This is a genomic window from Rhodococcus sp. YH1 (genome assembly GCF_009939605.1).
Lineage (GTDB): Bacteria > Actinomycetota > Actinomycetes > Mycobacteriales > Mycobacteriaceae > Rhodococcus > Rhodococcus aetherivorans.
The window spans coordinates 16,177-29,439 of the sequence record NZ_WVTE01000267.1 but is presented as its reverse complement, the minus strand read 5'-3'; the positions used below and the strand labels follow the sequence as shown (position 1 = coordinate 29,439).

Sequence of the window (13,263 nt, the reverse complement as noted above, 5' to 3'; positions counted from 1 at the left end):
CCTGCACCTCCGATAGTGCAGCGCGACGTTGTTCCGGTTCCGGATCCCGGAGACAGTCCGGATCCCGAGCCGAGTCCGACCGTCACGGGCCCGGTCCTCGAGGCGAGTGAACCCGCCCCGATTGTCCCCGTGGTCGCTCGTCACACCGCCGCTCCCGACCCGGTCGAACATCGATCTCGCGGCGAAGAAGCTCCGCTGCAGGTCGCCCCGAGCGTCCAACGGGTCGACGACGCTCCCACGAACGGAGCGTCGAGTCGATCGCGAACGCCTGATCCGGTTCCGAACCGAGCACCGGACGTCGATCCCTCGCCTACCCGGACCGTCCCCACCGTCTCGAGAAATTCCGAGACGCCGATCGACGCAACCAGCCCTACAAGCTCTCCTGTGCAGCCGATTTTGACAGACGAGATCGAGTCGATCGAGGCATCCGAGAACCCGGCCGATACGTCGAGCATCGCTGATGACATGACGCCGGTGCCGGACGATGTCGCGTCCCGGCCGGTGGTTCCGACACATCCCCTACCACCGACACCGACACCGACACCGGAGACGGTCCGCTCCAGCTCTACCGACCGAAGAGAACCACTCGTCCCACCGCATCGGATCCCGTTGCAGCGGAACCTCACATCTGAAACCGTCACCGCTCCTGCTGCGCCGCAACCCCACCCGACTACGTCGGTGCAATTCGTCCCGGATCCTCCTCACACAGCGGTGCAGGATGAGCCGGTTCCGCTCATGCGAGTAGCGGCCGTTCGTGCCGATCCGCCCGGGACGCCCGGCGCCCCGCCCCCACCCCACCGCAACGCGGGCCATGACGTAGACTCAAGCCCCTCCGCACCCATGGTCACCCTTCGCGGTGCACCGAACCCACCGATCACAGTCCAGCGACACACCGGCACTTCGCAACCCGCAGGTATCGGATCGCCGATCACGGCTCCGGCGCCGGGACCGATCTCCGGCGGAATCGACCGACCGGTGTCGCTTCGGGAGATGTTCGCCCACGTCGCACGTGAGGTCGACGACGACGACGCCGAGCCGACACGGCAAGCCCCCGTCGCTCAGCGCCTGGAGGAGCCTTCCCCTCCATCCGAGCCGGCTTCGACCACGGAACCACACCCTCCGACCACGGCAACTCCGATCGCCGGTACCGCGTCCCCGGCCGGCCCCCTCGCGGGCATGAACATCGACGATCTCGCCAACCGCCTCTACGAACCGATCGTCACCCGCATCAAGACGGAACTGTGGCTCGACCGGGAACGCGCCGGTCTGCTCGCCGATCCACAAATCTGAGCCGAAGGAGCAATCGATGTCGACCTCCGACGACGACCCTGCCGTGAGCGTGTGTTTCACGGTGGAGGTGGACGGCACGGACCTGGGCTCCTTCAACAGCTGCGAAGGACTCGGGGTGGAGATCGTCATGGAGCAGCGTGAGGAGGGCGGCAACAACACCATGGTGTGGCAGCTTCCCACTCGCATGAAGTTCACCAACGTCAAACTCACTCGACCGGTCGGCCCGAACAGCCGCAAACTGACCGAATGGCTCAGCCAGGCCCTCGAGGATCTCCAACCCACCACGGCTGGCATCACTGCTCGTACGGCGGACGGAACGGTCATCGCCGGCTGGTCGTTGCGCGGCGTCGTGCCGGTCCGGTGGACCGGCCCGAGCCTGAACGTCGACACCGCGAAGGTCGCCACCGAGACCCTTGAGATCGCACACCACGGCATCCTGCCGGGACCTACGAAGTGAAGGCCGACGAATGTCCGATCCGATCGCACTGGCCAATACCCCCGGCACGGCCCCGGCAAAGAAGGCCGGAAAGGCTGCCGCGAAGAAACCGTCGCCACCACCCGAGGCGCAGAGCCACGCGGAGCTGCTCCTCTACAAGGCGGAGAAGGCCGTGGGTGGAAGCAAGCGAGGCAGTTCGTTGGGGACGATCGCGTTCCAGTTCAATCCCAAGGAGATCACCATCTCCAAGTCCGCGAAGTGGGACCGGAGCCCGGCCAAAGGAACGAAGAAGGCAGGCCCACCGGAATACTCCGGGCCCGAGCCGTGCAAGCTCACCCTGGAGATGTTCTTCGACGCGACCTTCAAACAGGACACCGACGTCGCGAAGTGCGTCGACAAGCTCTTGTCGTGTTGCGTCCCGGTCGACGAGAAGGACAAGAAGCCCATGCCGCCGCTGGTGGTGCTGAAGTGGGGTGGAACCACGAGTTTCAATGCCTTCGTCACCCAGGTGAGCGCGAAGTACACCCTCTTCTCGGCGTCCGGCAAACCGATCCGCGCTGTGTGCAGCGTGAGCCTGGAGGAGATGCCGGGCGAGACGAGCCGGCAGAATCCGTCGTCGGGTTCGGTCACCCACTCCCGGGTCCACGAGGTGATCGAGGGCGACACGCTGCACCTGCTGGCCTATCGCGAATACGGAGATCCAGCCATGTGGCGAGCGGTGGCCGCCTACAACGGAATCGACGACCCGACGCGCCTCCCGCCCGGCCGATCGCTCGTGCTGCCGAATGTGACGGACCTGCTCACGAAGATCGGATCGCTGCGATGACATCGGCATCCGGACTGGAGATCGAGGTCGACGGCGATCGTCTGGCCGACGATCTCGTGGCCGTGCTCGCAACGGCATTCGTGGATTCGAGCCTGCAGGTGCCCGACATGTTTGCCCTGCGCTTCCGCGACACCGACCGGACCCTGCTCGCCAAATCGAAGATCAAGATCGGCTCCGAGCTGAGGATCGCCGTCGTCACCGACGCGGTCGCCGTTCCGGAACCGTTGGTGACAGGCGAGGTCACCGCCGTCGAACTCGAATTCGACGGTACGGGAACGTTCACGACCGTGCGCGGCTACGACGCGTCCCACCGGCTCTTCCGCGGCCGGCACACCCGGGCCTTCACCCAGACGACGGCGTCGGACGCGGCGGTCGGCGTTGCACGTGACGCCGGCATCGAACTGGGCAACATCACGTCCACCGGAACCGTCTTCGATCACTTGTCCCAGTGCGGCCGAACCGACTGGGAATTCCTCGTCGGCCTCGCGCGACGGGTCGGTTTCGAGGTCGCCGTGCGCGAGAACAAACTCGACTTCGGTCCCCGGAAACCCGCCGAGGAGGCCCCGCAGGCCGAGGGCACCTCCAGCCGGGATCCGCTCGTGCTGACCTTCGGAACCGATCTGCTGCGGGTGCGTTCGGTGGTGACCGCCGCCGAGCAGGTCGCCAAGGTTCAGGTACGGGGGTGGGACATCGCGCAGAAGCAGGCGATCGTGGCCGAAGCGCCCGCGGAGACGAAGAGCGCGGTGCTGCCGACGATCACCCCGGCGGAGGTCGCGGCGACCTTCGGGGACCCCACCTACGTCGCCTCCGACGTCGCCTACCGCACCCAGCCCGAAGCCGACTCGGCGGCGACCGCTCTCGCCGAGGTGATCGGCGGGTCGTTCGCTCAGGTCGAGGCCCTCGTCCGCGGGAACCCGAAACTGCGGGCGGACACCCCGATCTGCCTGGCGAACATGGGTGAACCGTTCGACGGGAAGTACCTCGTGACCGCAGCCCGCCATCGGTACGTGCCCGGCGCCGGGGGCTACACCACGTCGCTGTCCGTCACCGGCAGGGAGGAACGCAGCCTGTTCGGGCTGTCGTCCGGCACCGGTGGCGAGGCGGACTACGGAGTGGTCGTGGCCGTCGTCAGCGACGCCCGCGACCCGGAACAGCTCGGCCGGGTCCGTCTGACCTTCCCGTGGTTGTCCGAGGACTACGTCAGCGACTGGGCGCGCGTCGTGCAGCCGGGCGCCGGGAAGGATCGCGGCGCACTCGTCGTCCCCGAGGTCGGAGACGAAGTGCTCGTCGCTTTCGAACAGAACGACCCGAATCGACCCTATGTCCTCGCCGGGCTGCACAACGGAATCGACACACCGGACACGAAGGGACCGGATCTCGTCGACGCCGGATCGGGAGCGGTCAATCGTCGTTCGTTCGTCTCCCGCAACGGACACCGGATCGATCTGCTCGACGAGGACGGGAAGACCGAAGGCATCCTGGCCGAGACCGGTGACGGACGACTGCGTCTGTCGCTGGACAAGATCGGCACCAAGATCGAGATACACAGTGACGGAAGGATTCTCGTCGAGGGAACTCAGGGCGTGGTGATCGACGGCGCAGACTCGAAGATCGAGCTCACGTCGGGTGAGATCGTCCTGAAGGGCAAGCGTTCGGTCAAGATCGCGGGCGCCCGGGGAACGGTCGAGGCGGACACGACCGGCGTGAAGGTCGGCGGCCCGAGCGTGAAGGTGACGGCGAGTGCGACCGCCGAGTTCAAGTCCGGCGGACCGGCAATCGTCTCCGGTGCACTCGTCAAGATCAACTGAGGAGGTGGTCGTGCCCCCTGCCGCGCGCGTCGGTGATCCCACAGGCCATCCCGGAGTCATCGGCCCTCCGGGAGTCCCCACCGTCCTCATCGCCGGTCAACCGGCGGCGACGGTGGGAACCCCGCACATCTGCAGCTTCCCACCTCCCCCACCGCACCCACCCTCGGCGATCGTCGGACCCGGCTCGGCCACCGTCCTCATCGGCGGGATGCCTGCCGCACGGATAGGAGATATGTCCGCCTGCGGAGCTCCGATCGTCTCCGGCGCCCTCACTGTCCTGATCGGAGGTTGACCCATGTCCACCGATTTCGTCGGGCGCGGCTGGAACTATCCCGTCGGCTTCGACGCCGCGGGCGCGGTGGCACTGGCGTCGGGGCCCCGCGACATCGAGCAGGCGATCGAGCTGATCCTGCGAACCACACCGGGTGAGCGGCCGATGCGACCCGAATTCGGCTGCCGCGTACAGGATCACGTCTTCTCACCCGCCGACGACGGGACCGCCGCCGCGATCGCGGCCGACGTCCACGACGCCCTCACCCGCTGGGAGCCCCGCATCGACGTGGTCGACGTGGCGGTCCGGTTCGATCCGGAAATACCGACGACCTGCTACATCGACATCTCCTACTCGCTCCGCGAGCGCAACCACATCCGCAATCTCGTCTTCCCGTTCTATCTGATCGTCGACGAACCCGTCGAGTCGTTCACGGCCGTCGAACCACCGCAGAGGAAGTGACACCGTGCTCCCCGCCCCGAACCTCGACGACCGAACCTTCCAGCAACTGGTGGACGATGCACGTCGACTGGTTCAGGACAGATGCCCCGAATGGAGCGACCACAACATTTCCGATCCCGGCATCACGCTCATCGAGACGTTCGCGATGATGGTCGATCAACTCATCTACCGGCTCAATCGCGTCCCCGACCGGAACTACCTCAAGTTCCTGGAACTGATCGGCGTGGAGCAGCGACCACCGGGAGTTGCTCAGGGAGCGGTCACCTTCTGGCTCTCCGCACCGCAACCGCAGACGGTCGTCGTGCGCGCGGAGACCGAGGTGGCGACGGATCGCACGGACGTCACCGAACCGGTCGTGTTCTCGACGGTAGAGCGCCTCGACATCGTTCCCTGCAGCGCCGCCTGGGTGGGCGTCCAGCTGGTCGGCTCGGAACCGGTCGAACGCACCAACGAGATGCGCGGCTCGGCCGGGTTCACATGCTTCTCACCGGTCCCCCGCCCCGGGGACTCCCTGGTGATCGGCTTGTCGAATGCCGTTCCGCGCTGCGCGGTACTGCTCCGGATCGACTGCGAGGTCTCCGGCATCGGTGTCGATCCACGACGACCACCGCGGGTCTGGGAGGCCAGGACCCCCACCGGCTGGCAGCGCTGCGAAGTCGACCGCGACCAGACGGGAGGCCTGAACAAGCCCGGCGACGTGGTCCTGCACATCCCCCCGGAGCACACGGAATCGGTGTTCGCCGGCGTGCGCCGGGCGTGGATCCGCTGTCGGCTGCGGGAAACCGAGAGCGGTGAACGCACCTACTCCGAACCTCCCCGCATCCGGAAGATCACCGCCCGGACGATCGGCGGCACCACTCCGGTCATCCACGCCCGTGTGGTGCACGACGAGTTCCTCGGGGTCTCCGACGGTGCTGCCGACCAGCACCTTCGGGTGCGGCACACGCCGGTCCTGCGGTGGCCGGGATGCAGCATGGTGGTCGTCGACGCCGGTCAGGAGTCGCGGTGGCATCACGTGGAACACTTCGCCGAGTCGACCGCGCAGGACAAGGTGTTCCACGTCGACGCCGTCACCGGCGAGGTGTCCTTCGGTCCCGCCCTGCGTCAGGCCGACGGGACCCTGCGGCGGTACGGTGCGGTGCCGGCGAAATCGTCGGCGATACGCATGGCCGCATATCGGACGGGCGGCGGCGCCGAAGGGAATGTCGCGACCGGACGGATCCGGGTGCTGAAGACGAGCGTGCCCTATATCTCCCGAATCGAGAATCGCGGCCCGGCGATCGGCGGTGCACCCCCGGAAACCCTGGAGGAACTCAAGATCCGCGGACCGTTGCTGTTGCGCTCCCGCGGGCGCGCGGTGACCGCCCGCGACTTCGAGGAGTTGACACGCGAGGTCGCGCCGGAGACCGCGCGTGTGCACTGTCTTCCGTCCAACGACGCGTCCGAGGCGGGCGTGGTCCGGGTCCTCCTGGTTCCCCACGTCCGTCCGGACGATGCGGGACACATCGCCCTGGCCGATCTCGAACCCCCGGACGACACCGTCCAGCGAATCCGGCGGTATCTCGACGAACGCCGGCTCGTGGGCACCCGTCTGATCATCGAACCACCGGTCTATCGGGCCGTGACGGTCGTCGTTGTGAACGTGCGTCCGGGACCCGGATTCACTGCCGCCCAGGTCGAATCGGGCCTGCTCGATGTCCTGTACCGCTATCTCGACCCCGTGCGTGGCGGACGGGACGGCCGAGGCTGGCCGCTGGGCCGCGCGGTGCGCGACGGTGAGATCGCGGCGGCGATCAGTGCGGTGCCCGGCTTCGAGATGTCGAGCAGCACGTCGATCCGGTTGTACCCCGCGGATCCCGTCACGGGCAGTCGCGGGGAACGCGCATCGGTCCTGCCGCTGGCCGCGGACACGCTCGTTTACTCGTACGACCACCAGGTGGTGATGACGGCATGAGAGGCACCCTCGCAGCGCTGTCGTCCCCGCGACCACTCGTCGAGACAATGCCCGCGGTGTATCGACAGGATGCGCGCACACAACAGCTCTGCGACGCATTCGACGAGGTCCTCGCGCCGATACTGGCGACCCTCGATTCGTTCTGTGCCTACCTGGACCCACACACCACGCCGGAGGACATGCTCGGCTGGCTCGCCGGCTGGATCGGACTCGCCTTCGACAGCCACGAATCCGAATCCCGCCGACGCGACCTCATCGCCGCAGGAGTCCGGACGATGGCGGTTCTCGGAACCGTGCACGGGATCAGGGAGGCCGTAGCGTCCGTGTTCGACCTCGAGCCCGAGATCGAGGAGTCCGGAGGGACCGTGGGTTCCACGACGGCCGGTGTCGCACCACCGGGAAGTCCCCATCCCCATCTTGTCGTCCGCCTGACCGTCACCGACCCGAGGATGGTCGACGAACGCCGATTCGACGCCTTGGTCGAGGCGGTCAAGCCTGCACATATTCCGCACCGAGTCGAGATTTCCGGAGGCGCCGTTTGATCAACTCTCGACGAGACCGAGTTCTTCCTGCACCCGTCGATGGTCGAGTCGTACATGTTCGGCGGCGCTCATGTCGCCGGCCTTCTCGCGGATATCGACCATGATCCACCAGGGCCGATCCTGATATGGGTTCAGGTCCACCGCACGGTGGGCAGCGATGTCGGCTTTCACGCTGTCACCGAGCGCCACATAGTCCTCGGCGAGTCCCACGGCTGCGCTCGCAGCGGCACTGCGCAGCCGATGTCGCTCGGAGGCCACGAACTCCGCGGGACCATCCTCCTGGAGGAGGTCGCCGGTGTAGAGAGTGAGCGCGTATTCGAGGGATGCCACCCGGTCACGTGCCGCCTCCGGGTCGGTTCGGGCGGCGGCATTCGACAACGCGCGTTCGAATTCGACCACGTCCGAGAAGACGTACCCGGGCGTCGCCAATCGATACGACTCGTCGCTGCGCTGCAGCGTCATCCCGTACTCACCGAGCAGACCTCGCACGCTCGAGACTGCGACCTGCAGTCGGTGGCATGCCACCTCGTGCGCGGCACCGGGCCACAGCGCATCTTCGAGCACCTCCCGGTGGTAATCGAGGTTCGGGGTCATCGACAGGAGATGCAGCAGTATCCGTGCCTGGGGCCGGAGACCTGTGAGGTCGACGATTTGTCCGAAGGCCTCCAGTCGGTATCCGCCGAAGCAGAAGATCCCGATCGCGGGAAGCACGGCACCGCGGATCGGATCCGGCTGATGGGCCGTCATTGGCGCAAGTTCTTTGAGAGTGGGAGAGCGACTCTTGTCGTAGCCTGTTGCGTACGACAATGCCATCATCTCGGCTCGGTGCAGTCCGACGCCGTGTGCGGCGGCGGCTGCCTGTTTCGACCGGGCGACGATGTCGGGGGCGGCCGGGTTCAGCCCCAGGACACGACTCCACACCACGAGAACCGGCGCATTCAGGCGCTCGAAGCGGCGTGCCGCATCCTCGAACCGATCGAACGCCGTCGGGTCACGTCGGTGCAGCGCGACGAGCGCAAGCCCGAATGTCAGCAGTCCAGCGCCCCAGTGATCGTCGACCTTCTCGCACTCGACCAGCATTTCCTCGCAGATGTCGGCGCGCCACTCGGCGGGAAGGTCCCGCATGAGCACCAATTCCTGCAGGCCGCGGCAAACTCTCTCGAGCCACAGCAGGCCCTCCCGATAGCATCTCGACGCCAGATCGTTCACTACCGCAGGATCTGGCATCGCTCCGCGAAGCGCATCGACGATCGTGACCACCAACCGTGACGAGATCGCGGCAATCGGCTCGTCCGCGGCTTGCGCCTCGACCATTGCCTCTCTGGCCGAGGCGATGTCGCCCGCGCTGAGGGCGCACATCCCCTCTACGAATCGCGCCTTCGGCGCTCCTGGTTCGGTTGCGGCGCGCCCAGTGTTAGGGGCCCGCAATGCGGCCCGCAGGGGCCCGAGCCAGTGTTGCAGGAGTCGCGCGTCGACCGACGCTCCCGGCAGCCATGCCAGCAGTTCGCGCCGCTCGGATTCGCACCGTGCGACGAACTCCGGGTCGTCGAGCAACTCGCGCGCCGCTCGATAGACTTGTTCGGCTTCGGCGATGGCCCCCTCCCGCACGCGCAAGCGCGCCAACGCGAGTGCCAGCCACGGATCGGTCTGCCACTCGCTGCATGTAATAAGGGGATCGTCGTTCCCTATCGGCACGGTGCAGCTGGCTGCGTGTCGGACCAGTCGCGAGACCGCCGCCCAGTCCGATGCCTTGGCATAGGCGTGGGCGGCATGTCGGTGCTCGCCGGCCTCCTCCAACACCCGGGCTGTCCGTAGGTACCACGCCTTGGTTTCCCTCTCCCCGTTGGCTTCCAGCAATGCGAGCTCGAGGTATGTCCGGAGCACCTCGTGATACCGGAAGGTCCGACCGACGTCGTCGCACTCGGTGAACAGCTGATGTTCGGTCAACTGCTGAAGAATGCGTCCGCTGTCGCTGATTCCCAGCAGAGTGTCGCAGAGGGCAGGTGTCATGAGCTCGAGCGAGGCGGTGTGCGTCATGAACCATCGCTGATCGGCCGGCAGTTCCGCCAGAACGTTACGGGCGAGGTACGCCCGGACGAGTCTGGAGTGCCCCGTGAGGTGGCCGACGGCACGCTGCCGGTCGCAGTCCGCGAGTTTGGACGTGGCGAGATGAAACAGCTGCAAGCCTGCTGCCCATCCTCCTGTCCGGCGCGTCAGTCTGGCTGCCGGCTCAGGCGAGAGTGGCTCGCCGTAGAAGGTTGCGAACAGCTCTTCCACTTCCCACGACCGGAATCGCAACTGGTCCTGATCGATCACGCGAGCCTCGCCCGACACAACGAGTCGGGGTAAGTTGATTTCCAGGGTGCGCCGCGTTCCGAGGATGATGCGTAGACGAGGAGGGCGCAATGCGACGAAACGACCCAGTGCCGTTTCGGCGCCACTATCGGCGATCTCGTGAGCATCGTCGATGATCAACAATGCATCGACGTCGCCGATTTTGTCCAATTCGCCGAGAACAGCGTCGATCGAATTCGTTTCCGGGTCGAGAGCAACGCCCATTTCCCGAGCAGCAGCGCAGAGATATTTACCGAAGGCATGTTCGGTCGAGTCGTCCTCGGTCACCCGATACCACCCGACCGGGGAGTCAGTCGACGCGGCGACCTGGGACAACAATGTCGATTTCCCTGATCCCGCCGGACCGACGACGACGACCACGGGGGTCAACTCGTCATAGCATTGTTTCAACAACCTTTCTCGCCGCAACCCACGTTGAGCGGGCACTCGAAGTTTTGCCCTCAAAATTTCCGACGTTGGCATTTCGGATCCACCCCTGGCACCGGACTGCAATCCCCACCGTTCGAATATCCTCCCGAACGAAACCGAACGCCAGTGTTCGGTGGGCCGATTTCCGAACTCATTGCAGCTCCGAGGGACGGAACACTTACGGATGCCGCGAGTTGTAGAGCCTCGACGTCCGTGTTCGTGAGGATCCGACGTCGGTTTCTACCCGCCGCACAACCTGCCTCGGTTGCGAAACGAATGTTCCGCCTATCTGTACGACGCACGCAGAGTCTTCTTGTCCAGCTTGCCCAACGGGGTGAGCGGCAGCGCGTCGAGGAAGTCCACCGACTTCGGTGCGTGCACCGAACCCTTTGCGGCGCGGACTCTCTCGATCAGCTCCTCCGCGCGGACCGACCGGCCGTCGCGCAGCACCACGCAGGCCTTGACGGCCTCGCCCCACTTGGCGTCGGGCACGCCGACGACCGCGACGGACGCGACCGCCGGATGCGCGGAGATGACGTCCTCGATCTCGCGGGGGAAGACGTTGAATCCGCCGGTGACGATCATGTCCTTCTTGCGGTCGACGATGGTGAGGAAGCCGTTCTTGTCGGCCCGGGCGACGTCGCCGGTGTGCAGCCAGCCGCCCCGCAGCGCCTCGGCGGTCTCTGCGGGCTTGCCGAGGTATCCCTTCATCACCAGCGGCCCGCGTACGCAGATCTCCCCCAGTTCCCCGCGCGGCACCTCGTTCAGGTCGTCGTCGAGCAGTCGCACGTCGAGCCACGGGACCGGCCGCCCGCACGTGGCGAGGCGTTCCGGATCGTCGGCGAGGTGGTCCTCCTTGCGCAGCACGGAGATGGTCATGCCGCATTCGCTCTGCCCGTAGAACTGGAAGAACACCGGGCCCAGCCGCTCGATGCCCTCCCGCAGCCGCGCCGGGGACATCGCCGACGCGCCGTAGAACAGGGTCTCGAGGCTGGACAGGTCGCGGCGGTCGAAATCGGGGTGGTCGAGCAGCAGGTAGATCATCGTGGGCACCAGCATGGTGGCGTTGATGCGGTGCTTCTCGATCGTCTCGAGCACCAGGCCCGGCTCGAAATACGGCAGCACGTAGAGGGATCCGCCGCGCAGCAGCGTCGGGACGAAGAACGCGGCGCCGGCGTGCGAGAGCGGCGTGCAGATCAGGAAGCGCGGCTCGTCGGGCCACTGCCATTCGGCCATCTGGATCTGGGTGAGCGTCGCGCCGGAGCGGAACGAGCCCATGACGCCCTTGGGTTTGCCGGTGGTGCCGCCGGTGTAGACGATGCTCGACGTGTCCTCGGCCGCCACCGGCGCGGCGACGAGCCGCTGCGGCGTGAACTGTGCGGCCAGGACGAGGATGTCGGTGCCGACCTCCGACGGGCCGAGGGAGAAGACGTTCTTCAGCGTCGGCACCTGTGCCCTCAGTTCGGCGGCGCGTTCCTCGAAGTGGTTCGGATCGAAGATGAGGGTCTCGATGGCGGCGTCGTCGACGATGTAGAGGTGGTCCGACAGCGAACCCATGGGATTGAGCGCGCTGTTGCGGCAGCCGGCGACCATCGTCGCGCCCATCGAGATGAGAACCTCGGGGCGGTTCTTCGACAGCATCGCCACCGACGATCCCTGCCCCACCCCGACCGAGGCGAGTGCCTGCCCGAACCGGCTGATCTCGTCGCGCATCTCCCCGCCGGTGAGCACCACGTCGCCGAGGTACAGGGCCGGCTTCTCGGCGCTGCGCTCGAGGGCGGTGATGAGCAGGTCCGCGGTGAACACGGGCCGATGCAGGTCGGCGTACTCCTCGGTCATTGAGAGTCCTTCTCCTCGATGGTCAGCGTGGTGACGGCTCGACGTGGCGGGGATCACCCCTTCGTCACCATAACCGCTCCGGCGGCAGAATTGGAACATGTTTCATTTCGGGACGGGGCTGCGGCCCTGACCTAGAGTGGGGCCACCTTCACGCTCGAGCACCGGGAGTCACACCATGCAGCCGGCCGGACAGACCCTGCACACCCCCGACACGGTGTGGTCGGCGACCGTCGTCGAGCACCACCGGCTCCGCCACGACGTCGCGGTGGTACGCCTCGAATGCGACGACGCGATGGTGCCGTTCGCGCCCGGGCAGTACGTCGACGTCACCGTGCCGCAGCATCCCCGGCTGCCGCGCCGCCTCTCCCCCGCACTGCCCCCGTCGCTCGACGGCAAGCTCGAGTTCCACGTCCGTACCGTCCCCGGCGGCTGGGTCAGCGGCAGCATCGTCACCGCCACCCGGCCCGGCGACGTGTGGACGATCGGCGCGCCGCAGGGCGGCAACCTGCACGTCGACGACTCCGGCCGCATCGTGATCATGGTGGCCGGCGGCACCGGCCTGGCCCCGCTGAGGGCGCTGATCCTCGACGTCGCGCGCCGGCCGGACCCGCCCCAGACCTTCCTGTTCGTCGGCGGCCGCACGCCCCGCGACCTGTACGCCGCCGACATGCTGATCCTGCTCGCCGAGACTCTGCCGTGGCTGACCGTGGTGCCGGTGGTCGAGTCGGTCGACGACCCCGGGATCCCCGACGAGTGGTACGACCGCATCGTCGCCCACGTCGGCGATCCCGGGTTCCACCCCGACGAGCTGCTCGAGGGCAGCCTCGACGAGGTGGTCACCTCCTACGGGGCGTTCGGCGACCACCAGGTGCTCGTGTGCGGGTCCGCGGCGATGGTCCGCGCGACCCTGCACACGCTCGTCGAGACCGGGACCCCCGCCGAGAACGTCCGGTTCGACCCGTACTGACCGGGCCGCGACGGCCGGCCGGTTGACCGGGCGGTACGCCCGCGACGATACTCGAGGGGGCCACCAGCGCGACGAGTGAGGGCTGCGCCGGGTCGTGACCGTTCG

10 protein-coding genes are annotated in these 13,263 nt (G+C 66.9%); 8 read left to right on the top strand and 2 right to left on the bottom strand.

Annotated features, from left to right (window positions below):
* Window positions 1–1,306: 1,306 nt before the first annotated feature.
* Genes AIIKEEIJ_RS27385 through AIIKEEIJ_RS27355 form a run of 7 tightly spaced genes read left to right on the top strand, consistent with a single transcriptional unit; the run spans window position 1,307 to window position 7,589 of the window.
* The gene (locus tag AIIKEEIJ_RS27385) at window positions 1,307–1,747 is read left to right on the top strand and encodes a phage tail protein (RefSeq protein WP_065922223.1); all 441 of its coding nucleotides are present in this window, start codon (window positions 1,307–1,309) and stop codon (window positions 1,745–1,747) included.
* Window positions 1,748–1,757: 10 nt separating this feature from the next.
* Window positions 1,758–2,552, top strand: a complete 795-nt coding sequence (locus AIIKEEIJ_RS27380) for a CIS tube protein (RefSeq protein ID WP_161996959.1) — start codon at window positions 1,758–1,760, stop codon at window positions 2,550–2,552.
* Window positions 2,549–4,360: a VgrG-related protein gene (locus AIIKEEIJ_RS27375; RefSeq protein WP_065922221.1), complete on the top strand. Its 1,812-nt coding sequence runs from the start codon at window positions 2,549–2,551 to the stop codon at window positions 4,358–4,360. Before AIIKEEIJ_RS27380 ends, AIIKEEIJ_RS27375 begins: the two co-directional genes overlap by 4 nt.
* A complete protein-coding gene (locus AIIKEEIJ_RS27370; protein ID WP_338021022.1) occupies window positions 4,293–4,652 on the top strand; it encodes a PAAR domain-containing protein in 360 nt (119 codons plus the stop codon). Before AIIKEEIJ_RS27375 ends, AIIKEEIJ_RS27370 begins: the two co-directional genes overlap by 68 nt.
* A 3-nt stretch (window positions 4,653–4,655) precedes the next feature.
* Window positions 4,656–5,093 carry a GPW/gp25 family protein gene (locus tag AIIKEEIJ_RS27365; RefSeq protein ID WP_161996958.1) on the top strand — a complete coding sequence of 146 codons (438 nt, stop codon included), beginning with the start codon at window positions 4,656–4,658 and terminating at the stop codon, window positions 5,091–5,093.
* Between the two features lie 4 nt (window positions 5,094–5,097).
* On the top strand, window positions 5,098–7,047 hold the full coding sequence (locus AIIKEEIJ_RS27360) for a putative baseplate assembly protein (protein WP_161996957.1): 1,950 nt from the start codon (window positions 5,098–5,100) through the stop codon (window positions 7,045–7,047).
* Window positions 7,044–7,589 (top strand): phage tail protein, encoded by a 546-nt coding sequence (locus AIIKEEIJ_RS27355; protein ID WP_161996956.1) that lies wholly within the window; start codon window positions 7,044–7,046, stop codon window positions 7,587–7,589. Before AIIKEEIJ_RS27360 ends, AIIKEEIJ_RS27355 begins: the two co-directional genes overlap by 4 nt.
* On the opposite strand, the gene AIIKEEIJ_RS34145 is transcribed toward AIIKEEIJ_RS27355, so the two are convergent.
* Together AIIKEEIJ_RS34145 and AIIKEEIJ_RS27345 are read right to left on the bottom strand one after the other, a co-directional pair.
* Window positions 7,590–10,406: an AAA family ATPase gene (locus tag AIIKEEIJ_RS34145; protein WP_338021021.1), complete on the bottom strand. Its 2,817-nt coding sequence runs from the start codon at window positions 10,404–10,406 to the stop codon at window positions 7,590–7,592.
* Window positions 10,407–10,637: 231 nt separating this feature from the next.
* A complete protein-coding gene (locus AIIKEEIJ_RS27345; RefSeq protein ID WP_161996954.1) occupies window positions 10,638–12,191 on the bottom strand; it encodes an AMP-binding protein in 1,554 nt (517 codons plus the stop codon).
* A gap of 175 nt (window positions 12,192–12,366) precedes the next feature.
* Between AIIKEEIJ_RS27345 and AIIKEEIJ_RS27340 the strand changes: the two genes are divergently transcribed.
* Window positions 12,367–13,158, top strand: coding sequence for an FAD-binding oxidoreductase (locus tag AIIKEEIJ_RS27340; protein ID WP_043796686.1), 792 nt, complete (start codon window positions 12,367–12,369; stop codon window positions 13,156–13,158).
* Window positions 13,159–13,263: the final 105 nt, after the last annotated feature.

Excerpts from the sequence above, each read along its gene's own strand:
- AIIKEEIJ_RS27385 (WP_065922223.1), top strand. The coding sequence starts at position 1,307 with ATGTCGACCTCCGACGACGACCCTGCCGTGAGCGTGTGTTTCACGGTG.
- AIIKEEIJ_RS27380 (WP_161996959.1), top strand. The coding sequence starts at position 1,758 with ATGTCCGATCCGATCGCACTGGCCAATACCCCCGGCACGGCCCCGGCA.
- AIIKEEIJ_RS27375 (WP_065922221.1), top strand. The coding sequence starts at position 2,549 with ATGACATCGGCATCCGGACTGGAGATCGAGGTCGACGGCGATCGTCTG.
- AIIKEEIJ_RS27365 (WP_161996958.1), top strand. The coding sequence starts at position 4,656 with ATGTCCACCGATTTCGTCGGGCGCGGCTGGAACTATCCCGTCGGCTTC.
- AIIKEEIJ_RS27355 (WP_161996956.1), top strand. The coding sequence starts at position 7,044 with ATGAGAGGCACCCTCGCAGCGCTGTCGTCCCCGCGACCACTCGTCGAG.
- AIIKEEIJ_RS34145 (WP_338021021.1), bottom strand. The coding sequence starts at position 10,406 with ATGCCAACGTCGGAAATTTTGAGGGCAAAACTTCGAGTGCCCGCTCAA.
- AIIKEEIJ_RS27345 (WP_161996954.1), bottom strand. The coding sequence starts at position 12,191 with ATGACCGAGGAGTACGCCGACCTGCATCGGCCCGTGTTCACCGCGGAC.
- AIIKEEIJ_RS27340 (WP_043796686.1), top strand. The coding sequence starts at position 12,367 with ATGCAGCCGGCCGGACAGACCCTGCACACCCCCGACACGGTGTGGTCG.